The organism is Lentzea sp. NPDC003310 (assembly GCF_040610935.1).
Lineage (GTDB): Bacteria > Actinomycetota > Actinomycetes > Mycobacteriales > Pseudonocardiaceae > Lentzea.
Map to the genome: position 1 here is coordinate 334,247 of NZ_JBEXNC010000007.1, position 22,018 is coordinate 356,264.

The 22,018-nt window shown below is 70.5% G+C and carries 20 protein-coding genes; 15 read left to right on the forward strand and 5 right to left on the reverse strand.

The genetic code is table 11. The annotated features are described in order from the left end of the window. Positions 1-78 precede the first annotated feature (78 nt). The 5 genes from ABZX02_RS16745 (at position 79) to ABZX02_RS16765 (ending at position 4,446) form a co-directional block, all read left to right on the forward strand. Complete coding sequence (locus ABZX02_RS16745; protein WP_355298986.1) at positions 79-600, forward strand: ribbon-helix-helix protein, CopG family; 522 nt, start codon at positions 79-81, stop codon at positions 598-600. 68 nt (positions 601-668) lie between these two features. Further along, positions 669-1,511: a DUF4097 family beta strand repeat-containing protein gene (locus ABZX02_RS16750; RefSeq protein ID WP_355298988.1), complete on the forward strand. Its 843-nt coding sequence runs from the start codon at positions 669-671 to the stop codon at positions 1,509-1,511. Between the two features lie 10 nt (positions 1,512-1,521). After that, positions 1,522-2,457 carry an ATP-binding cassette domain-containing protein gene (locus ABZX02_RS16755; protein WP_355298990.1) on the forward strand — a complete coding sequence of 312 codons (936 nt, stop codon included), beginning with the start codon at positions 1,522-1,524 and terminating at the stop codon, positions 2,455-2,457. Beyond that, positions 2,454-3,236 (forward strand): ABC transporter permease, encoded by a 783-nt coding sequence (locus tag ABZX02_RS16760; protein ID WP_355298992.1) that lies wholly within the window; start codon positions 2,454-2,456, stop codon positions 3,234-3,236. Before ABZX02_RS16755 ends, ABZX02_RS16760 begins: the two co-directional genes overlap by 4 nt. 13 nt (positions 3,237-3,249) lie before the next feature. Then, on the forward strand, positions 3,250-4,446 hold the full coding sequence (locus ABZX02_RS16765) for a cytochrome P450 (RefSeq protein ID WP_355298994.1): 1,197 nt from the start codon (positions 3,250-3,252) through the stop codon (positions 4,444-4,446). A 6-nt stretch (positions 4,447-4,452) separates the two neighbouring features. Here the strand turns inward: ABZX02_RS16765 and ABZX02_RS16770 are convergent, their stop codons facing one another. Together ABZX02_RS16770 and ABZX02_RS16775 are read right to left on the reverse strand one after the other, a co-directional pair. Beyond that, a complete protein-coding gene (locus tag ABZX02_RS16770; protein WP_355298996.1) occupies positions 4,453-5,154 on the reverse strand; it encodes an SDR family oxidoreductase in 702 nt (233 codons plus the stop codon). A gap of 51 nt (positions 5,155-5,205) precedes the next feature. Then, positions 5,206-7,068: a hypothetical protein gene (locus tag ABZX02_RS16775; RefSeq protein ID WP_355298998.1), complete on the reverse strand. Its 1,863-nt coding sequence runs from the start codon at positions 7,066-7,068 to the stop codon at positions 5,206-5,208. 218 nt (positions 7,069-7,286) lie between these two features. Between ABZX02_RS16775 and ABZX02_RS16780 the strand changes: the two genes are divergently transcribed. Together ABZX02_RS16780 and ABZX02_RS16785 are read left to right on the forward strand one after the other, a co-directional pair. Further along, the gene (locus ABZX02_RS16780; RefSeq protein ID WP_355299000.1) at positions 7,287-8,462 is read left to right on the forward strand and encodes a 4-hydroxybenzoate 3-monooxygenase; all 1,176 of its coding nucleotides are present in this window, start codon (positions 7,287-7,289) and stop codon (positions 8,460-8,462) included. Positions 8,463-8,481: 19 nt separating this feature from the next. Further along, on the forward strand, positions 8,482-10,149 hold the full coding sequence (locus tag ABZX02_RS16785; RefSeq protein WP_355299002.1) for a methyltransferase: 1,668 nt from the start codon (positions 8,482-8,484) through the stop codon (positions 10,147-10,149). Here ABZX02_RS16785 and ABZX02_RS16790 read toward each other — a convergent pair. From ABZX02_RS16790 to sigK, 3 genes are read right to left on the reverse strand one after another with little or no spacing between them, the layout of a single operon-like run. After that, the gene (locus ABZX02_RS16790) at positions 10,139-10,489 is read right to left on the reverse strand and encodes a VOC family protein (RefSeq protein WP_355299004.1); all 351 of its coding nucleotides are present in this window, start codon (positions 10,487-10,489) and stop codon (positions 10,139-10,141) included. The two genes, ABZX02_RS16785 and ABZX02_RS16790, sit on opposite strands and share 11 nt — an antisense overlap. Positions 10,490-10,532: 43 nt before the next feature. Then, positions 10,533-11,258, reverse strand: coding sequence for an anti-sigma factor (locus ABZX02_RS16795; protein WP_355299006.1), 726 nt, complete (start codon positions 11,256-11,258; stop codon positions 10,533-10,535). Then, on the reverse strand, positions 11,255-11,854 hold the full coding sequence (gene sigK / locus ABZX02_RS16800) for an ECF RNA polymerase sigma factor SigK (RefSeq protein ID WP_355299008.1): 600 nt from the start codon (positions 11,852-11,854) through the stop codon (positions 11,255-11,257). Before sigK ends, ABZX02_RS16795 begins: the two co-directional genes overlap by 4 nt. Positions 11,855-12,070: 216 nt before the next feature. Between sigK and ABZX02_RS16805 the strand changes: the two genes are divergently transcribed. From ABZX02_RS16805 to ABZX02_RS16840, 8 genes are all read left to right on the forward strand, one after another. Then, positions 12,071-12,721 (forward strand): fasciclin domain-containing protein, encoded by a 651-nt coding sequence (locus ABZX02_RS16805; protein ID WP_355299010.1) that lies wholly within the window; start codon positions 12,071-12,073, stop codon positions 12,719-12,721. 125 nt (positions 12,722-12,846) lie between these two features. After that, the gene (locus tag ABZX02_RS16810; protein WP_355299012.1) at positions 12,847-14,340 is read left to right on the forward strand and encodes a molybdopterin-dependent oxidoreductase; all 1,494 of its coding nucleotides are present in this window, start codon (positions 12,847-12,849) and stop codon (positions 14,338-14,340) included. Between the two features lie 184 nt (positions 14,341-14,524). Beyond that, positions 14,525-15,547: a LacI family DNA-binding transcriptional regulator gene (locus ABZX02_RS16815; RefSeq protein WP_355299014.1), complete on the forward strand. Its 1,023-nt coding sequence runs from the start codon at positions 14,525-14,527 to the stop codon at positions 15,545-15,547. 43 nt (positions 15,548-15,590) lie between these two features. Next, positions 15,591-16,865 carry a sugar ABC transporter substrate-binding protein gene (locus ABZX02_RS16820; protein WP_355299016.1) on the forward strand — a complete coding sequence of 425 codons (1,275 nt, stop codon included), beginning with the start codon at positions 15,591-15,593 and terminating at the stop codon, positions 16,863-16,865. Beyond that, positions 16,862-17,743 (forward strand): sugar ABC transporter permease, encoded by an 882-nt coding sequence (locus ABZX02_RS16825; protein WP_355299018.1) that lies wholly within the window; start codon positions 16,862-16,864, stop codon positions 17,741-17,743. Before ABZX02_RS16820 ends, ABZX02_RS16825 begins: the two co-directional genes overlap by 4 nt. 1 nt (position 17,744) lies before the next feature. Beyond that, positions 17,745-18,563 (forward strand): carbohydrate ABC transporter permease, encoded by an 819-nt coding sequence (locus ABZX02_RS16830; protein WP_355299019.1) that lies wholly within the window; start codon positions 17,745-17,747, stop codon positions 18,561-18,563. A gap of 19 nt (positions 18,564-18,582) precedes the next feature. Next, entirely contained in the window at positions 18,583-20,160 is a 1,578-nt protein-coding gene (locus ABZX02_RS16835; RefSeq protein WP_355299021.1) for a glucoamylase family protein, read from the forward strand. 29 nt (positions 20,161-20,189) lie between these two features. Further along, positions 20,190-22,010, forward strand: coding sequence for a glycoside hydrolase family 3 N-terminal domain-containing protein (locus ABZX02_RS16840; RefSeq protein ID WP_355299023.1), 1,821 nt, complete (start codon positions 20,190-20,192; stop codon positions 22,008-22,010). Positions 22,011-22,018: the final 8 nt, after the last annotated feature.

Genomic DNA, 22,018 nt, shown 5'->3' on the forward strand with positions numbered 1-22,018 from the left:
ACCTGCCCTGAGCCAAAGTGATGCCAGGCTGAGCCAGAATTGCTTGCCGGTGGTGCCACCGTGTGCCATAGTGGTGCCATGGATCTGACCCCGTATGTGGCCTCCCTCGGCCGCGAGCTCCTCACCGCCGTCGAGACCGGTGGCGAGGAAGCGAGCGCGCTGGTCGAGCGGCTGACCGTGACGATGGAGTCGGCGATCCGGCTGGCGCTGCTCGAAGCCCTGTCCGCCGCCGCCGACGAGATCACCGCGGACCTGGCACCGGACTCGGTGCAGGTGCTGCTGCGGGGCCGTGACCCGAAGTTCGTCGTGACGCGGCGGCCGCCCGAGCCGGCGGCCGCCGTCGCACCGCCGCCCGCCGCCGCCCCCACCGAGGACGTGGCGGCCGGCTTCGACGACGGCACCACCGTGCGGATCAACGTGCGCCTGCCCGAGCCGCTCAAGGCCGCGATCGACGAGGCGGCGGCCAAGGAGGGCCGCTCGGTCAACGCGTGGCTCGTGCGCGCCGCGTCGGCCCAGCTGAGCCCGAAGCGCGAGTCCATCGCGGACGCCATCACGTCCGAGATCACCGGCTCGACGCGTTTCGTCGGCTGGGTCCGCTAGCTCCCGCACCGCACCACTTCGCCCCGACCTGCGGGGATGCTCCACCACCACCTTCTGAGGGGACAGCCATGCCTTCTTACGCCACACCGGAACCGATTTCCGTACTCCTGGACATCTACGCGGGGCACGTGCAGTTCGTCGCCACGGACCGCACCACGACGAACGTCGAGGTGCGGCCGACCGACTCGTCCGACTCCTCGGACGTCGAGGCCGCGCGCAAGACCACGGTCGACTACGCCGACGGCGTGCTGATGGTCCGCGGGCCCAAGCGGACGTTCGACTTCTCGAAGAAGACCCGGTCGGTCGACGTCGTGGTCGAGCTGCCCGCCGGGTCCAAGGTGGACGCCGACGTGACGGCGGGCAGCGTCCGCACCATCGGCGTGCTCGGCGTGACCGAGGTCGACATGTCCGCGGGCAACATCCACCTCGACCGGACCGGCCAGCTGAAGGCCGACACCGGCGCGGGCTACGTCAAGATCGGCGCCGTCGTCGGCAACGCCGAGGTCAAGACCGGCAGCGGCCACCTCCGCGTCGGCACGGTCCACGGCTCGCTGGTCGTCAAGAACTCCAACGGCCACATCGACGTCGGCTCGGTCGACGGCGACCTGAGGGCGCGTTCGGCCAACGGCGACATCAACGTCGAGCGCGCGGGGTCGCTCGTCGAGGCCAGGACCGCGATGGGTTCGATCGAGGTAGGCGAGGTCGTCCGCGACACCGTCACGCTCAACACCGCGATGGGCGGCATCGAGGTCGGGATCGCGCACGGCACCGCCGCGTGGATCGACGCCAAGACGTCGTTCGGCCGCGTCACCAACTCGCTGGAGGGCAGCGACGGCCCCGGCACCTCCGCGGAGACCGTCAAGGTCACCGCCCACACCGCTTTCGGCGACATCTCCGTCCGCCGTGCCTGAGGGGAACACCGTGAACGCGATCACCGCCACCGCCCTGCGCCGCTCCTACGGCGACACCGAGGTGCTCAAGGGCGTCGACCTGAACGTCCGGCGCGGCACCGTCTTCTCGTTGCTCGGCGCGAACGGCGCCGGCAAGACCACCACCGTCAAGATCCTCTCCACGCTGATCCGCGCGCACGGCGGCACCGCGTCCGTCGCGGGCCACGACGTGGCGGACGATCCCGACGCCGTCCGCGCCGCGATCGGTGTCACCGGCCAGTTCTCCGCCGTCGACAACCTGATGACGGGCCGGGAGAACCTCAAGCTGATGGCCGACCTGCACCACCTCGGCAAGGCGGCCGGCGTGCGGAAGGTCGGCGAGCTGCTGGAGCAGTTCGACCTGGTGGACGCGGCCGACAAGTCCGCGTCGACCTACTCCGGTGGCATGCGGCGCCGGCTCGACCTCGCGATGACCCTGGTCGGGTCGCCGCAGGTGATCTTCCTGGACGAGCCGACCACCGGCCTCGACCCGCGCAGCCGCCGCACGATGTGGGGCATCGTGCGCGGCCTGGTGGCGAGCGGCGTCACGATCTTCCTGACCACGCAGTACCTGGAGGAGGCCGACGAGCTCGCCGACCGTATCGCGGTGCTGGACCAGGGCAGGATCGTCGCCGAGGGCACCGCGGACGAGCTCAAGCGCCGCATCCCCGGTGGCCACGTCCTGTTGCAGTTCACCGAACTGCGGCACCTCGAAGCCGCCGCCCGCGTCGTGCGCGACGCCTCGCGCGACGGCGACGCGCTCGCCCTGCGCGTGCCGAGCGACGGCGACGTCCGCTCCCTCAAGGCCCTGCTCGACCGGCTCGACGAGAACGCGGTCGAGGTCGAGTCGCTCAGCACCCACACACCCGACCTCGACGACGTCTTCCTCGCCCTCACCGGCACTTCCGACAAGGTGGCCCCGCGATGACCTACGTGCTGACCGACTCGGCGACGATGGTCCGCCGCAACCTCCGGCGGATGATCCGCTACCCGTCGCTCACGTTCCAGCTGCTGATCATGCCGGTCGTGTTCCTGCTGCTGTTCGTCTACGTCTTCGGCGGCACGCTGGGCGCCGGGCTCGGCGGCCCGTCCGGTGGCAGGGCCGAGTACCTGAACTACGTCACGCCGACGATCATCCTGATGGCGATCACCGCGGCCGTGCAGGGCACGAGCATCTCGATCGCGATGGACATGACCGAGGGCATCGTCGACCGCTTCCGCACCATGAAGATCGCCCGCGTGTCCGTCCTCACCGGACACGTCGTCGGCAGCCTCGTCCAGACCGTGCTCGCGATGTCGTTCGTGTTCGGCATCGCGGTCACGATCGGGTTCCGGCCGCGGGCGAACGCCCTGGAGTGGCTCGTGATCGCACTGCTGCTGGTGGGCATGTCGTTCGCGCTGATCTGGCTGTCCGCCGCGCTCGGGCTCGCGAGCAAGTCCGTCGAGTCGTCGAGCAACGTCGGCCTGCCGCTGATCCTGCTCCCGTTCTTCGGCAACGGGTTCGTGCCCACCGACTCGATGCCGGTCGTGCTGCGGTGGTTCGCCGAGTACCAGCCGTTCACGCCGTTCATCTCGGCCCTGCGCGGGCTGCTGACGGGCACGCCGATCGGCAACAGCGGCTACCTGGCCTTCGCCTGGTGCCTCGTCATCGGGCTCGGCGGCTACCTGTGGTCCAAGAAGCTCTTCAACCGCGAATCCACCCGCTGAAGGAGAACCCCCGATGTTGCACGGCCTTCCCATGGACCGCGACGTCACGCCGTTCGACCCGCCCAGCCAGATCACCGCGGTGCGCGCGACGCGCCCGGTCAGCCCGATGCTCTTCCCCGACGGCCACGAGGGCTGGTTGATCACCGGCTACGACGCGGTGCGGCAGGCGTTGGCGGACACCAGGTTCAGCAGCCGGCAGGACCTCGGCATCATCCACGTGCCGTTCCCGACGCCGGGCATGCCCGAGCAGACCGAACCCGTCCCGCAGACGCCCGGTCTCTTCATCAGCATGGACCCGCCGGACCACACCCGGTTGCGCCGCAAGCTCACCGGCGCGTTCACCGTCCGGCGGATGAAGGCGCTGGAGGAGCAGATCGTCGAGATCACCGAGCGGCAGCTGGACGCGCTGGCGGAGCTCACCCCGCCGGTCGACCTGGTCAAGGAGTTCGCGCTACCCGTGCCGTCGCTGGTGATCTGCGAGATCCTCGGCGTGCCGTACGCCGACCGCGACACGTTCCAGCACAACTCCTCCAAGTTCATGGAACGCCAGGTGACGCTGGAGGACAAGATGGCCGCGTACATGGCGATGAACACCTATCTGTACGAGCTGGTCGCCGCCAAGCGCGCGGAGCCGGGCGACGACCTGCTGTCGGACCTGGCCCGCGACGAGGACCTGAGCCTCGAGGAACTGACGGGCATGGCGTTCCTGCTGCTGCTCGCGGGGTTCGAGACGACCGCGAACATGCTGTCGCTCGGCACCTTCGCGTTGCTGGAGCACCCGGACCAGCTGGCGGCGTTGCGCGCCGACCCGTCGCTCGTCCCCGAGGCCGTCGAGGAACTGCTGCGCTACCTGGCCGTCGCCGACGTCTTCTTCCGCTACGCGGCAGAGGACATCGAGTTCTTCGGCGAGACGATCCGCGAGGGGTCGATGGTGGTGCTGTCGTTGCTCGCGGGCAACCACGACCCGGACCGCTACGACGACGCCGACACCCTCGACGTGCACCGCAACGCCCGCGGGCACCTGGCGTTCGGCCACGGCGTGCACCAGTGCCTGGGGCAGCAGCTGGCCCGCATCGAGATGCGCGCCGGCTTCGAGGGACTGCTGCGCCGCTTCCCGAGCCTGCGCCTCGCGGTGCCGGCGCGCGAGGTGAGGCTCAGGACCGACATGAACATCTACGGCGTCCACGCCCTGCCCGTGACCTGGGCGTAGCCGCTGTCAGACGGTGAAACCGCCGTCGACGTTGATGCTGGCGCCGGTGACGTACGCACCGGCCTCTCCAGCCAGAGCCGCGACCACCGCGGCGATCTCCTCCGGTTCTCCGTAGCGCCCCAACGCCGTCAGGCCGCGGATCTGCTCCGCCATCGGCCCGTCGGCCGGGTTCAGGTCGGTGTCCGTCGGACCGGGGTTGACCACGTTCACCGTGATGCCCCGCGGACCCAGGTCGCGCGCGAGTCCCTTGCTCATCCCGATCAGCGCCGTCTTGCTCGCCGAGTACAGGGCGAAGCCGGGAAACGGCGCGTGCACGGCGACGTTGCTGCCGATGCTGATGATCCTGCCGCCCTGGCCCATGTGCCGTGCCGCGGCGCGTGCCGCCAGGTAGGGCGCACGCACGTTCACGGCCATGGTGTGGTCGAACTCCGCCGCGCCCAGGTCCTCCAGCGGTCCCACCTGGAAGACCGCGGCGTTGTTCACCAGCACGTCGATCCGTCCGAAGTGGACCGCGGTCTCCTCGACCGCGGCCACCACGGCGTCCGGGTCGGCGCTGTCCGCCCGGATGGCGAAACCGTTGTCCGGCTTGGTGTTCTGGTACGTGACCGCGACGCGTGCGCCGAGTGCGGCGAGCTTCCCGGCCACCGCGGCCCCGATCCCGCGGCTCCCGCCGGTGACGAGAGCCGCCTTGTCTTCGAGTGATCCCATGCGGATCAGCCTGCCGCGATCACCGCCCGCGGTCTGGCGGGAATCGGACCGTCAGTTGGCGCCCCTGGTGTACGCCCACGCGGTGCGGTTGAGGGAGTCCTCGATCCCGGTGAAGCCCTCGTTGGGGTTGAGCACGTCCTCGTGGAAGTCGACGTCGACGTCGTCGGCCGTGCCGCCGACGGCGTCCGGGCCCACACCGAACATGCCCTTCGGGTTGCCGCCCTGGTCCATGATCGCGTCGAGCGCGTTGAACTGGTCCTGGTGCCAGCTGCCGGACATGTGGCCCGCCTCGTGCGCGGTGATGTTGCCGATCGCCCGGCCGATGAACGCGACCTTGTCGCTGGCCGGGGTGATGTAGCGGTTCAGCGACGTGCTCGTCTGGGCGGCGGGCGCGCTGAGGATGTCCAGCAGCACCAGGGAGGTCTCCTCCTTGCCGAAGTTGCCCGCGTCGATCGACTGCGCGATGCCGACGGTCTGGATGCCGGACTCGGCGATCGAGCCGCCGACGACCACGCGGCTGACGTTGCGCTGCCCCCACGGGTCGGCGTGGTCGCGGCTGTTCAGGATCCGCACGGCGAAGCGGTTGTTGGTGCCCTTGGCGGCGAGGTCCTTCTCGATGTTCTCGCGCACGGTCGCGACGACGCCGTCGATCAGCTTGTTCTCGTCGGCGTCGGAGAGGCCCCAGCCGGGCAGGAACTTCTTCAACGGCGAGAGGTCCTTGTTGCCCGCGGTCGGGTCGCTGCCGAAGATCCGCGTGTTGACGCGCGCGCCGTCGAAGTCCAGGAAGAGCGTGAGGACCTCGGGCCGCTGGTTGAGCTCCGAGCCGGGGCGGTAGGCCTCGACGGTGACGTCGTACGCGCCGTCGCCGTTCTCGACGCCGACGGTGTAGCGGCCGTCCCTCGGTGCCACGAAGTCCGCGACGGCGTTGCCCCCGGCGGGCATCGGCGAGTTCTCGGCGTACAGGAAGCTGAAGTCCTGCGACGAACCGAAGACCTCGCGTCCGGCCGGGTCGTGCACGACGACCCTGGTCGCCTTGCCCGCGGCCGACGCGCCCAGCACGTCACCGGCCTTCAGGTCGACCGAGAAGTGGTCGGCGTCCCGACGCTCCGACCCGGTCGTGACGGTCAGGTCGTACGCGCCCTCGGTGAGCACGCGCTTGCCGGTGCCCGGCGTCAGCGGATCGGCCGGGATGCCGCCCGGTCCGGCGGCGGCCACCATCACGTACACGTCCTGTCCGGCGTTCACGGAGAGCTGGAGCCTGCTGTCCGTGGTGCCCGCGAGGTTGTCGTGCTCGGCCAGCAGCCGGCCCTGCGCGTCGAACGCGGCGAGGAGCGTGTCCAGGCCGCCGGACGGGGTGTCCGTCTCGACGGTGACGAGGGTGCCTGCCGCGCCGCCGGTGACCTTGAAGAAGTCGTGGTCGCCGGTGCCGTCACCCCCGCTGCCGTACGGGCCGTCGCCGATCGTGCCGCTGGTCCGCACGGGCGTGCTGATGGCGTTCGCGAGCGGGATGGCGTCGTTGGTCTCGGCGGGCGGTGGCACCACGGGGAGCGCGGGATCGCCCGCGAGCGTGCCGGTCAGCGCGAGTTTCGGGTTCTTGCCCCGGCCCGTGCCGAACCCGGCCACGTGCTCGGCCCGCGCGGGCGCGTCGTTGGCGCCCTGGCCGGTCTCCTTCTCGGCGTAGGTCAGCGGCGCGCCCGCGCTCTTCGCGGCCACGCGCGCCTTCTCCCTGGCCTGCTTGCGGATCTCGCGGCCGCGCTCGACGGCGGCCTGGTCGATCTTCACCTCGGCGGGCAGGAAGGCGAGCGCCGGATCGGGCTGCATCAGTGCCGGTGCCGGGTCCGCGGCGGACGGGCCGGCGGCCACCACGGCGACCGCCACACCTGCTGTGAGCACGCCGAACAACTTCTTGCGCATGTGAACTCCCCCAAGTTCGGTCTCTGCTCCGAGGAAACCAGCGGCCCGCGGACCGGGCGGGCGTTTCGGCCGACCTTTGTCCGTTTTCGGACAACGACAGCGGGACCGGTGATCCGGTACCGCGCGGTTCCGTTCGGACACGATGGAGTGATCATGATCTTGGTCCTCGGCGAGCCGCGCGCACGCGCCCGTGTGGCTGTTGTCCAGTGCTGCCGAAAATGGATCCGCAGAGAGGACCAGAAGGCGTGGTCGACCACACCACCGTGCTCATCGCGGGCGCGGGGCCGGCAGGGCTCGTGTTAGGAAACCTGTTGCAGGCGCAAGGAATCGGCACCCTCATTGTCGAGCGGGCCAGTCGCGAACAGGTGCAAACCCGTGCCAGGGCTGGGTTTTTGGGACCGAACAGTGCGCGGGTCCTCGTCGAGCACGGCCTCGGCGCCGGATTGCTCCACAAAGGACGATCGCACGGCGTCTGCGCCTTCCGGGGCGAGGACGGGGAGTTCGAGCTCGACTACTCCCGCCTCGGGCAGGGCGAGGTGCACACGGTGTACCCGCAGCAGGACCTCGTCACGGACCTGGTCGCCGAGTACCTGGACCGCGGCGGCGAGATCCGCTTCGGCGCCACCGTCACGGACGTCGATTCCGGTACGGCGACGATCCGTTACCGCGGTGAACAGGGCGACAGCGTTGCGACGGGCCGATTCCTGGCCGGGTGCGACGGCAGCAACGGCGTGACGCGGCGGGCCGTGCCGGGTCCGCGCCTCACCCAGGACCACGGCGTCAGCTGGCTCGCGGTGCTCGCCGAGGCACCGCAGAGCATGGCCGCGGTGACCTACGCGATCCACGACGACGGCTTCGCGGGCCACATGGCGCGCAGCCCCGAGGTGACGCGGTACTACCTCCAGGTCCCACCCGGCGACGACCCGGAGACCTGGACCGACGACCGGATCTGGGCGGCACTGCGCACCCGGATGCGCGTCGACGAGTTCGGTCAGCTCAAAGAGGGCCCGATCACCGAACGACGGGTCGTGCGGCTGCGGTCCGAGGTCTCCGACCGGATCCAGCACGACAGGCTGTTCCTCGTCGGCGACGCGGCGAGCCTGATCAGCCCGTCCGCCGCCAAGGGCGCCAACCTCGCGATCATGGAGGCCGAGGTCCTCGCCTCCGCCCTGATCTCGTTGCTGCACAACGACGACGAACGGCCGCTGGCCGCGTACTCGCGCACCTGCCTGCCCCGCGTCTGGCGGGCGCAGGAGTTCTCGCGCTGGATGATCGACCTCCTCCACGCGCCGGACGACGACTTCCACCGCGCCCTCCGCCGCGCCCGGCTGCACAGCCTGCGCGACTGCCGCGCCCACCAGAACTTCTTCGCCGAGCACTACGTCGGCATCTGAGCCACCGGGAACCGCCACCATGACCTCTGCAACAACCACGCGCATCATCGCCGCGGCCGACCTCGGCCGGCTGACCGCCGCGATCTCCCTCATCGGCAGGCACGACACGCACTCGGCGCTCGCCGCCGCCGTGCCGTCGCTGCCCGCCGACCAGCGCGCCGCCGTGACCCGGCACGCCGCCCTCGACCACGCCGCGTTGCTGATCTTCCCGGAGACCCTGGTGGGGCTGACGGACGAGCTCGCGCGGCTCGGCCTCGAGGTCGGCACGATGACGCCGAGCGTCGTCGTCCGGGAACGGCTGAGTGCCCGCTACTCCGTGCCCGTCGCGGACCTGAAGGTCGGCATCCTGCGCGCACCCGTGCCCGACCGCAACGGCTGGCCGTGCGAGCTGGAGATCTTCGTGATGGTGACGCCGCCCGAGCTGGCGCACATCGCGGAGGACGAACGCCGCCACGAACGCGAGAACCACGTCGCGCTGGCCGTGCGCCGGCCGGATCCCGTGCTGTTGCGCGGACTCCGCACGATGATCACCGGCGTCATGCGCCCGGACGGCGGCGGCTACAACGGCTACGAGAACAACTCGGTCCTCTACTTCCGCGACGCGCACTGCGCCGATCCCGCGTTCCGCCGGCTGGAGCTGATCGCCGCGGGCCGGTTCCCGCAGCTGCAGTCGCTGCACCAGCGCGAGTCCTGCGCCGGCACGGAGCTGCTGCGCCTGCTGACCGGCGCGTGGGCGACCCAGGCGATCGCGTCCGCCGCCGAGCTCCGGCTGCTCGACCACCTCGCGACGATCGAGGACCTCCCCGGTCTCGCGGAGGCCACCGGCACCGAGCCGCAGAGCCTGGCGAGGTTGTTGCGCTACCTCGCCTCGCTGGGGGTCGTGCACGTCTCCGGCGACCGGCACCGCCTCACCGACCTCGGCGAGCTGCTGCGGTCGGACCTGGCGGGTTCGATGCGCCCGCTCGCCCTGATGTACGGCGGCCCGTTCTACCTCTCGTTCGCCGAGCTCACGGAGGCCGTCCGCAGCGGGGAGGAGTCGTACGCGAAGGCGTTCGGGGCCCACCACTTCGCCCACATGGCAACGGATCCGGCGTTGGCGGAGCTGTTCCACGGGTCCATGGCCGCGAGCAACGCCATGTTCACCGGCGTCACCAAGCTCGTCGACTTCTCCGGCGCCCGCACGGTCGTGGACGTCGCAGGAGGCAACGGCGAACTCCTGTCCCGCGTGCTGCACGCCAACCCGCACCTGAGCGGCGTCCTGCTGGACCTGCCGAACGCGCTGGCCGCGGCGGAACCGCGCCTGGCCGACCTCGCGGGCCGCGTCACCCTCGTCCCCGGCGACTTCACCGAGTCCGTCCCGGCCACCGGTGACGTGTACCTGCTGTCGCGCGTGCTGCACGACTGGGACGACGAGCAGTGCCGCACGATCCTCGCGACGTGCGCGCGGAACATGCCCGCGCACGCCGAGATCCTGGTGATCGAGCGCCTGCTGCCGGAGAACGGCGAGGCCGACTCCCTCGCGATCCCCTGGGACATCCACATGTTGTGCAACACGGGCGGCCGGGAGCGCACCGAATCGCACTACCGCGCGTTGCTCGACGAGGCCGGGTTCGACCTCGTCGAGAAGCACGCGCTGCCGCTGGACGCGCACGTGATGCGCGCCCGGCTCCGCCGGCCTACCAGCTGACGAGGCAGAAGGGGTGGCCGGCGGGGTCCGCGTAGACGTGGAACCGCTCGCCACCCCCTTCGAGCCGGCGTGCCCCCAGCGCCAGCACCTCCGCGCCGGCCGAAGAAAGTTCCTCCACCCGGACGTCGAAGTGCATCTGGGCGGTTTCGGCCGGCCACCGGGGCGGTACCCACCCTTCGACCCGTGCGAACGCCACGCCGGGTCGGTCCGGGGCGTCGCCGATGACGACGAACGCCCCGTCGTCCTGCACCCGGACCATGCCGAGCAGCTTCTCGTAGAACTCCGCGAGGGCCTGCGGATCAGGGCAGTCGATCACCAGGCCGTGCCAACGTCCGATCATGCGCCGCATGCTGGCAGGCATCCAGGACAGCCACGGCCCTGGTTCACGCGAGCGGCATGGCCATCACCGCGGGCGTCGTCGGCTGCTCGGACCCTCCCGTCGGCTCCACGGTCAGCGCGACCTCCTTGGCACCGGTCAGCCCGCTGATCACCACCGGCGCGGATCTGGAACCGAGCAACCCGGCCGAGTGCTTCTCGTTCGCGCCGTCGATCAGCCAGAGCTGGTAGGTGTGCCCGTCGGGCGCGTCCGGCAGGTTCTTCGCGAGGAACAGCGCCTCGTCGCGGCTCGCCGACACGACCGCGGTGCCGGAGGCGCCGTTCGGGGCCGTGCCGTTGATCAGCCTCGCGTCCGGTGTGGACAGGAAGTCGGCGAACCTGCTGTATTCGCTGGACAGTTGCGCCAGCTGCCGTTCCTGGTCCGACGTGCCCGTGTACTGGACCGTCACGAAGACGGCGGCGACGAGGCAGGCGGCGGCGAGCAGTGCGCCGGCCCACCGCGCACGCCGCGGCTTGCGCAGGCGCACGGGGTGGGGGGAGAGCTGCCGGGTCTCGGCCGCGGCGGCGAGCACCCTGGCGCGCAGCTGGGGCGGCGGCGGTGCCTCCACGGCGAGGCCGAGGCGCGCGGCCGTGGCGGCGAGCTCGGCCACCTCGACCGCGCAGCTCTCGCAGCCGGTCAGGTGGGCCTCGAAGGCCTCCCGTTCGGCGTCGGACAACGCGTTCACGGCGTAGGCGCCGGTGAGCGTGTGCAGATCAGCGGATGTCGTCCTCATCCGGTCACCCCCATGCAGTCCCGCAGTCGGATCAGGCCGTCGCGCATCCTGGTCTTCACGGTGCCGAGCGGTATGCCCAGCAGACTCGCGACCTCCGGATAGGAATAGCCCTGGTAGTAGGCGAGCAGCACGGACTCGCGCTGCAGTTCGGTCAGGAAGCTCAGACACCGGCGCACCTGGCGTTGTTCCAGGCGGCCGTTGACCTGTTCGCTGACCTCGTCGAACGGCCTCGCCGGGTCGAGGCGGGCGGCGCGGTCCTCGCGGTGCGAGGCGGCCTGGGCGGACCGGACGCGGTCGACGGCGCGGCGGTGCGTCAGCGTGAGGATCCAGGTCGTGGCGCTGCCCCGCTCGGGATCGAACCTGGTCGCGGTCCGCCACACCTCGAGCATCACCTCCTGGAACACCTCCTCCGACTGCGCCTGGTCCCGCACCACTCGTCTGATCAGCCCGAACACCGAGCCGGACACCACGTCGTAGAGCCGTTCGAACGCGGCCTCGTCACCCCGTGCGACCAGGGTGAGCAGGTCGTCGGCGCTCGGGCCGACGTCACGCGGAGTGCTCTGCAGGCTTTGCAGCGCCCGCTCACGCTCTGGCATCCCAGGTCCTCTCTCCGGTCTTCTCCTCTGGTGTTCGCAGCCGGGACGCCGATGGATCGGTCCTGAATGCGCAATCACACAGACTGTCTTTCCAGCAGCGCGGTGAGTCCGTTGTGGACGGTGCCGGGTAACGGATTCATAACCGCACCCATCCGCTTCCCGAGGGGCGGCGAATCACGAGCAGCAACTGCTCGATCACCCTTGGAGATGTCCGTCATGAACAAGACCGTCCGCAACACCGTTCTCGCCCTCGGCGCCGCCTCGCTCGCCCTGTTCGGCGCAGCGTGCGGCTCGGGTGACATGGCCAGCACCGGCACCTCGTCGAGCGCCGCCCCCACCTCGACCGCGGCGTCGTCCTCGGCGATGGCCGACCCGGCCGCGAACCTCGTCGGCCCCGGTTGTGCCGACTACGCCAAGCAGGTCCCGTCCGGCGCCGGTTCCGTCGCGGGCATGGCCGCCGACCCGGTCGCCGTCGCCGCGAGCAACAACCCGCTGCTCACGACGCTGGTCAGCGCCGTGTCCGGCAAGCTCAACCCGAAGGTCAACCTGGTCTCGACGCTCAACGGCGCCGAGTTCACCGTCTTCGCGCCGGTCGACTCCGCGTTCGCCAAGATCGACCCGGCGACGATCGAGACGCTCAAGACCGACGACGCGCTGCTGACCAAGATCCTGACCTACCACGTCGTCCCCGGCCAGATCGCGCCCGACAAGATCGCCGGCGACCAGAAGACCGTGCAGACCGGCACCGTCAAGGTCACCGGCTCGGGCAACGCCATCAAGGTAAACGACGCCAACGTGATCTGCGGTGGCGTGAAGACCGCCAACGCGACCGTCTACCTCATCGACTCGGTCCTGATGCCCGCCTGACGCTTCACGCGTGACACTGCAGGCACCCGCGCCACCGGCGTGGGTGCCTGCAGTGCTGTCCGGAAAGTCCACTGTGGATTTTCCGGCGGGCCAATCCACCCAGCGTGCTGTCTCGAATCCCTTGTGTGAAGGCAACACGCTCCATCCTCATCGGCCTCGTGTCCGTGGCCGCGGCTCTGGCAGCAGGCCATCTCGTCGCCGGCCTGGTGAGTCCGCTGGCCTCGCCGTTCCTCGCGGTCGGCAACACCGCGATCGACCTGACACCGCACCCGGTCAAGGACTTCGCGATCCGCACGTTCGGCGAGAACGACAAGGTCGTGCTGCTCGCGGGCATGGCGGTCGTGCTCGCGGGGCTCGGGGTCGTGGCGGGACTGCTGTCCCGGCGCAGTCCGTGGCCGGGCACCGCGCTGGCCGGCGTCCTCGGGCTCGTCGGCATCGCCGCCGTGCTGGCCCGGCCCACGGCGAGCGCGTGGGCGGTGCTCGCCCCGGTGACGAGCCTCCTGGTCGGGATGGCCGCGTTCCGCTGGCTGTGGTCCCGCGAGCCCGCCGAAGCACCCGGCAGGCGGAGGTTCCTGCTGTCGACGGCGGCAGTAGCGGCGGGCGCCGCCGTCGCGGGAGTGGGCGGGCAGCTGCTCGCCGGACGGGTGGACGTCGAGGCCTCGCGGCGCGGGATCGCGTTGCGGCCGGGGCGCAAGGCGCCGGAGATCCCGTTCGACGCGGACTTCGCACGCGAGGGCACGCCGCCGTTCCTGACGCCCAACGAGAAGTTCTACCGCGTGGACACCGCGCTCAGCATCCCCCGGCTGCGGGCCGAGGACTGGCGGATGCGCGTGCACGGCATGGTGGACAACGAGATGGTGCTGACCTACGACGACCTGCTGCGCCGTCCGCTGCTGGAGAAGACCATCACGCTCGTGTGCGTGTCGAACGAGGTCGGCGGCCCGTACATCTCGACGTCGAACTTCATCGGCGTGGACCTGGCCGACCTGTTGCGCGACGCGGGCGTGCGGTCCGGTGCGGATCAGCTCGCGACCCGCAGCGTGGACGGCTGGACGTGCGGCACGCCGGTCTCGTCGATCATGGCCCCGGGTTCGAACGCGATGCTGGCCATCGGGATGAACGGCGAGGCGTTGCCGCTCGAGCGCGGCTTCCCGGTCCGCATGGTCGTGCCCGGCCTCTACGGCTACGTCTCGGCGACGAAGTGGCTGGTGGACATGGAGCTCACCACCTTCGACGCGTTCGACCCGTACTGGGCGCAGCGCGGCTGGGCGAAGAAGGCCCCGGTCAAGGTGATGTCGCGGATCGACCGGCCGAAGTCGTTCGAACGCGCGCCGGCGGGCCGGTTCGTCGCGGCGGGCATCGCGTGGGCCCAGCACCTCGGCATCGACAAGGTCGAGGTCCGGATCGACGGCGGCCCGTGGCAGCAGGCGACGCTGAGCAGGGAGGTCAACGTCGACACCTGGCGGATGTGGCGGATCGAGCTGGACGTGGCGCCCGGCAACCACACCGTCGAGTGCCGCGCCACCGACCGCAACGGGCTCACCCAGACCAACGACCGGGCCGCGCCCATCCCGGACGGCGCCACCGGCTGGCACTCGATGGTCTTCACTGCCGAATAGAGATCTGGACCGATCGAGCACCCGTCTGACCTGCGGCTTTCGCAGGCTCAGGCGGGTGCTCGCCGCATGCCCGCCCTTGTGCCCGGCGCACACCTGTGCCTAACCTGGCCGAAACAGGCGCATGTAAGCGCTTACATAAACAGTGGGCATGTAAGCGCTTACATCAACCAGGCGGGGCGGCACGATGGCGAAGCAGCAGGCGTCTCCCGAGGTCAAGGCCTCGGGAGCGACGATCTACTCGGTCGCCGAGCGCGCCGGGGTGTCGATCGCCACCGTCTCGCGCGTGCTCAAGGGCGGCGCCGTCGTCGCCGAGACCACCCGCCAGAAGGTGCTCACCGCCGTCGACGAGCTGGGGTACGTGCCGCTCGGCGCCGCCCGCAGCCTCGCCGTCCGCCACCACGAGGCGCACGGCCTGGTGCTGCCGGAGCTCGCCGGTCCCTACTACGCCGAGCTGCTCATGGGGTTCGAGGCGCGGGCGGCCGAGCTCGCCCAGTCCGTGGTGCTGGTGCTCGCGGGCAGCCGCACCGACCTGCCCGCGGCCGTGCGGCAGCTCGCCACCAGGGTCGACGCCATCGCGGTGCTCGGGTCGTCGGCGATCCCGGACAGCGTGGTGCGGCTGCTGCGCGACATGAAACCGGTGGTCGTCATCGCCGGCGAGGCGGGCGTCGGCGTCGAGGCGGTCGCGGCGGAGAACCTGGAGAGCGCGCGGGAGCTCGCGGGCCACGTGCTGGACCACGGCAGGCGGCGGGTGCTCTTCGTCGGCGACCCGGACAGCGGTCCCGACCACCGCGACCGGCACGCCGGTTTCGTGGCCGCGCACCGCGACCGCGGTCTCGAGCCCGCCGATCCCGTCCGGGTCGCGCCGAGCGAGGCCGACGGCACCGCGTTCGCCCGGCGGCTGCTGCGCGGCGAGCACGAGGCCGACGCCCTGATGTGCGCCAACGACGAACTCGCGTTGTCGATCATGACGACGCTGCAGGACGCCGGCCGGGACGTGCCGGGCGACCTCGCGGTGGTCGGCTGGGACGACGTGATGACGGCGCGGTACGTGCGGCCCGGCCTCACGACCGTCCGCCAGCCCGTCCAGGAGCTCGGCGCGCTGGCCGCGAACCGCCTGCACGAGCTCGTGAGCGGGGAACCGCCGCTCGGCCACGCGCAGACGCTGCCCACCCAGCTGGTGGTGCGCTCGTCCTGCGGCTGCACCTGATCACCACCCGACCCGACCGAACGCCAAGAGGGAGCGAGGAGCAATGGCGCGCACGACTTCCAAGACGCTCGCGGGGGTGGCAGCCCTCGTGCTGGTGCTGGCCGCTTGCGGCCGCGGTGACGAGAAGGCGGGAGGTCAGGCGGGTGCCGACATCTCGCAGGGACCCGCCACCGGCACCATCACCGTCTGGGCCATGGGTGCCGAGGGCGAGAAGCTCCCGGCGCTCGCGGAGGAGTTCGAGAAGGCGAACCCCGGCGTGGACGTCCAGGTGACCGCGATCCCGTGGGACGCCGCGCACAACAAGTTCACCTCGGCGATCACCGCGGGCCAGACCCCCGACGCGGCCATGGTCGGCTCGACGTGGATGGGTGAGTTCGCGGGCATGGACGCGCTCGACCCGACGCCGTCCTCGATCGACAAGAGCGCTTTCTTCGACGGCGCGCAGAAGACGACCGAGGTGGACGGCACGTCGTACGGGATCCCCTGGTACGTCGAGACGAGGCTCCTCTACTACCGCAAGGACCTCGCCAAGACCGCGGGCTACGACAAGCCGCCGAACGACTGGGCGGGCCTCAAGGAGATGGCCAAGGCCATGCAGACCAAGGCCGGCGCCAAGTTCGGCATCGGGCTGCAGGCCGGTGGCACCGGCTCGTGGCAGACGCTCCTGCCCTTCGCGTGGTCCAACGGCGCGCAGCTGACGAAGAACGACAACGGCGCCTACAACTTCGACAGCCCGGAGATGAAGGAGACGCTCGAGTACTACGGCTCGTACTTCTCCGAGGGCATCGCGGACAAGGAGGCGCCCGCGCAGCCCACGACCGAACCGGACTTCGTGAGCGGCCGCGTGCCGATGTTCATCTCAGGCCCCTGGATGATGTCCGCCGTCGAGAAGATCGGTGGCGCCGACTTCAAGGACAAGTACGACGTCGTGCCGATGCCGGTCAAGAAGACGTCGTCCAGCTTCGTCGGTGGTTCCGACTTCGTGGTGTTCAAGCAGACGAAAAACCGCGACTCCGCCTGGAAGTTCGTGACCTGGCTCGCCGACGCCAAGACCCAGGTGAAGTGGTACCAGTCCTCGACGGACCTGCCGTCGGTGAAGAGCGTCTGGCAGGACCCCGCGCTCACCGCGGACACCAAGCTCGCCGCGTTCGGCAAGCAGCTCGACACGGCCCAGGCGCCGCCGACCTTCGCCACGTGGGAGCAGGCGATCACCGCACTCGACACGGAGGTCGAGAAGGTGGCCCGCTCGGGTGCCGACGCGGGCGGTGCGCTGAAGGCGGCGCAGGCCTCCGCCGACTCCATCGGGACCGGCAAGTGAGGTCGTCCGTCGCGGCGGGACGGGCGGCGTGGCTGTTCGTCCTGCCGTTCTGCCTGCTGTTCGGGATCTTCACCGCGTGGCCGGTGCTCCAGTCGCTGTTCATGAGCTTCACCGACACGCGCAACCGCGACCTGCGCACGCCGTTCGCGGTGGAGTTCGTCGGGCTCGACAACTACGCGCAGGCGTTCGCCGACCCGCTGTTCCGCACGGCGGCGGCGAACACCGCGTACTTCGTGCTGGTCGGCGTGCCGCTCACGCTGCTGATCGCGCTCGCCGCCGCCGTGGTGCTGGACAAGGGGATCACGCGGTTCCGCGCGTTCTTCCGGCTGGGCTTCTACACCCCGGTGATCACGTCGATCGTCGCGGTCGCCGTGGTGTGGAGGTTCCTGCTGCAGGACGAGTTCGGCCTGATCAACACCGCGCTCGGCTGGATCGGGATCGACGGCCCGAACTGGCTCGGCGACCCGGACTGGTCGATGCCCGCGCTGATCCTCATGGCCGCGTGGCGCAACTTCGGCACCGCGATGATCATCTTCCTGGCAGGGCTGCAGGCCGTCCCCGCGTCCCTGCACGAGGCGGCGTCGATCGACGGCGCCGGGTCGTGGCGGCGGTTCCGGCACATCACGCTGCCGCTGCTGCGCCCGACCCTGCTGTTCGTGTCGGTGACCACGGCGATCGGCTACCTGCAGTTCTTCGAGGAGCCGTACGTGATGACCAACGGCGGGCCGCTCAACTCGACGATCTCCGCGTCGATGTACACCTACCGGCAGTTCGGGTTCGGCAACTACGGCTACGCCTCGGCGATGAGCTACCTGATCTTCGTCGTCATCGCGGTCGTGACCGCCCTGCAGTTCCGCCTGCTGCGGGAGAGGAGCTGACGTGAACCGGCAAAACCGTTGGTGGCTCTACGTCCCGCTCAGCGTGGCGCTCGTCGTCGTGGTCTCCCCGTTCGCCTGGATGGTGCTCGGCAGCTTCAAGGGCGAGGGCGAGATCCGGTCGAACCCGCCCACGTGGTGGCCCGAGTCCGCCTCGCTCGACAACTTCACGCAGCTGTTCTCGCGCCTGCAGTTCGGCACGTACTTCCTCAACTCGGCGATCGTGGCCGTGCTGGTGACGCTGGGGAACCTGCTCTTCTGCTCGATGGTCGGCTACGCGCTCGCCATGCTCGAGTTCAAGGGCAAGCGGGCGTTGTTCGGGGTCGTCCTGGCGACGCTGATGATCCCCGGCGTGGTGACGTTCGTCCCGTTGTACGTGCTCGTGGTCAACGCGGGCCTGGCGAACTCGTTGCCGGCGTTGATCCTGCCGTTCCTCGTGTCGCCGTTCGGCGTGTTCCTGATGCGCCAGTTCATGGTCGGGCTGCCGAAGGACCTGCTCGACGCCGGACGGGTGGACGGCGCCGGCGAGCTGCGCATCTTCGCGCGGATCGTCCTGCCGCTGTGCGGACCGGCGCTCGCCACGCTCGGCATCCTCACGTTCCTCGGCAGCTGGAACAACTTCCTGTGGCCGCTGGTGGTGGCGCAGCAGGAGAGCGAGTACACGCTCCCGGTCGCGCTCGCCCTGTACTCCACCGGCCAGAACTCGATCCAGTACGGCCTGCTCCTCGCCGGGGCGACCATCGTCGTCGTGCCGGTGCTGCTCGTGTTCCTCGTCTTCCAGCGGCGCTTCATCGAAGGCATCGCGACCACCGGCATCAAGTGAACGTCCAAAGGGGACTCACATGACATCGCCAGCCAGGATCACCCGCCGAACCCTGCTCGTCGCGGGCGCGGCCGCCCTCGCGGTCCCGTCGTCCGCCCTGGCCGCCACCCGCACCGTCGACCCCGTCCGAGTGCGGCGCTGGGCGAAGGACACCTGGCGCAGCCTCGTCGCCATGACCCCGTCGAACACCGGCCTGCCCGCCGACAACATCCCCGAGTCGCTCGCGGCCTCCGACCGTTCCGGCTACACGTCGCCGACGAACATCGGCGGCTACCTGTGGTCGACGGTCGTGGCCCGCGAGCTGGGCCTCATCTCGGCGGGCGAGGCCTCCGCCCGGCTGATCCGCACGCTGTCCACAGTGGAGCGGATGGAGCACCACGCAGCCAGCGGCATGTACTTCAACTGGTACGACGAGGCGACCGGGAAGGCGTTGCGCGCCTGGCCCGGCACCGGTGCCGTCGTGCACCCGTTCTGCTCCAGCGTGGACAACGGCTGGCTCGGCGCGGCCCTGCTCGTCGTGGCGGGAGCCGACCGCGCCGCCGCGGGACTCGCCCGCCGGATCTTCTCCCGCATGCGCTGGGACGCGTTCTACAACCCCGGCGACGACCCCGCGCACCCCGTGCGCCCGGGAGGTCTGATCCACGGCGGGTTCTTCCCGTTCGACCACGACCGGCCCGGCGGGGTCTACCAGGGCACGCACATCGTCGGCGAGCCCGTCTGGCTGACCACGCACCACTACGACACCACGGTGTCCGAGACCCGCATCACGAGCTACCTCGGCATCATCACCGGCCAGATCCCGCCGAAGCAGTACTTCGCGATGTGGCGGACGTTCCCGGCGTCGTGCGACTGGTCGTGGCACGAGACGCAGCCGGTGGGGGAGACCCGGACGTACTACGGCATCGAGGTGTTCGAGGGCGCGTACCCGTACCGCGGCATGAAGATCGTGCCTGGCTGGGGCGGATCGATGTTCGAGGAGCTCATGCCGGACGTGTTCGTGCCGGAGGCCCGATGGGCGCCGCGGTCGTGGGGCCGCAACCACCCGTTGCACGTGCGGGCGCAGCGCGAGCACGGCCTCGTCGAGGCGAAGTACGGCTTCTGGGGCTTCAGCCCGTCGAGCAACCCGGCCGGCGGCTACCGCGAGTACGGCGTCGACGCGCTCGGCATGGGGCCGGGCAACGAACCGGGCAACGGCGCCAACGGGTACTTCTCCGACCAGGAGATGACGAACTACGACATCGGGTTCGGCACCTGCCGGCCCGCCACCGCGCCCACACCGGCGTTCGGCGACGGTGTCGTCACGCCACACGCGGCGTTCCTCGCGATGATGCACGAACGCGACGAGGCGTACACGAACCTCGTCCGCATCGAGGAGGACCTCCGCGCGTACGGCACCGGCGGTTTCTTCGACGCGGTGGCCGTGCGGTCGGGCACGATCGCCCGCCGCTACCTCTCCCTCGACCAGGCGATGGTGATGGGAGCGATCGGGAACGTCCTCTGCCGCGACGTGATCCGCCGCGCGTTCGCGACCCCGGCCGTGGAACGCGCGCTGCGACCGGTGATCGGCGTGGAGGAGTTCGGCGCGAGCCGAGTCTGAACAGCTACGGAGGTATTGGCATGCGGCCCGTGCGGCTGATTTCCGAGGACGGCGTCGAGTACCGCGACCTCAACGGCAACGGCGTGATGGACCCCTACGAGGACCCGCGCCTGCCCGTCGCCGACCGCGTGGCGGACCTGCTGGCCCGGTTGTCGTTGGAGGAGAAGGCAGGCCTGCTGTTCCACACCGTCATCGAGGCGGGCGCGGACGGCACGGTGAAGGAGGCACCGGGCGACATCAGCAAGTCGCCCACCACCGTCGTCGTGACGGGCAAACACCTGTCGCACTTCAACGTGCACGCCCTGCACGACGCCCGGATGGCCGCGCGCTGGCACAACAACCTCCAGCGCATCGCCGAGAGCACCCCGCACGGCATCCCGGTGACCATCTCCACCGACCCGCGGCACGCGTTCATCGAGAACGCCGGCGCCTCCTTCAGCGCCAAGGCCTTCTCGCAGTGGCCCGAGTCGCTGGGCCTCGCGGCGTTGCGCGATCCGTCCCTCGTGCAGCGGTTCGCGGACATCGCCCGCCAGGAGTACGTGGCCGTCGGCATCCGCTACGCCCTGCACCCGGCCATCGACCTCGCCACCGAACCGCGCTGGGCGCGGCAGGCGGGCACGTTCGGCCAGGACAGCACCCTGACCTCCGATCTGGCCGTGGCGTACGTGCGCGGCTTCCAGGGACCTGTTCTGGGCCCGGACTCCGTCGCCTGCACCAGCAAGCACTTCCCGGGCGGCGGCCCGCAGAAGGACGGCGAGGACGCGCACTTCCCGTACGGCCGCGAACAGGTCTACCCCGGCGGCCGCTTCGCCGACCACCTGGCCCCGTTCCGCGCGGTCGTCGACGCCGGCACCGCCGCCGTGATGCCGTACTACGGCATGCCGGTCGGCCTGGAGGTGGACGGCACCGCGATCGACGAGGTCGGCTTCGGCTACAACCGTCAGGTCGTCACCGGCATGCTCCGCGAGGACCTGGGCTTCGCCGGCGTCGTCCTGACCGACTGGGAACTGGTCATGGACAACCACGTGGGCGACAAGGTCCTCCCGGCCCGCGCCTGGGGCGTCGAACACCTGGACGCCCACGGCCGCATGGAGCTCATCCTTCAAGCGGGCGCCGACCAGTTCGGCGGCGAGGAGTGCGTCGAGGTGCTGCTGGACCTGGTCGCCCAGGGCCGCGTCACCGAGGACCGCGTGGACGAGTCGGCCGCCAGGATCCTCGCCCTGAAGTTCCACCTGGGACTCTTCGACGACCCGTACGTCGACGAGGACCGGGCGGCCGAAGTGGTGGGACGCCAGGACTTCCGCGACGAGGGCCACCGCGCGCAGGCCCGTTCGGTCACCGTGCTGACGCTGGGTTCGGACACGGCCCGCCTGCCGCTCGCTTCCGGACTCAAGCTGTACGTGGAGAACGTCTCACCCGAGGCCGCCGCGCGCCTCGGCACCGTGGTGGCGACCCCGGAGGAGGCCGACGTCGCGCTGATCCGCCTGATGGCGCCGTTCGACCCGCGGTCCGACCTGTTCCTGGAGTCGTGGTTCCACCAGGGTTCGCTCGACTTCCCGCCGGGCCTCGCCTCCCGCCTGGCCCGTATCCCGTGCCCGCTGGTGCTCGACGTGACGCTGGACCGGCCCGCCGTCCTGACGCCGTTGCTGGAGGTCGCGTCGACGGTGGTGGTCAGCTACGGCACCAACGACGAGGCCCTGGCGGACGCGGTGTCGGGGGTGATCGCGCCGGAGGGACGGCTGCCGTTCGACCTGCCGCGGTCGATGGAGCAGGTGCGCCGGCACCACGAGGACGTGGCCGGGTACGACGACCCGCTGTTCGCGTTCGGGCACGGACTGCGGATCGACTGAAGCGGAGG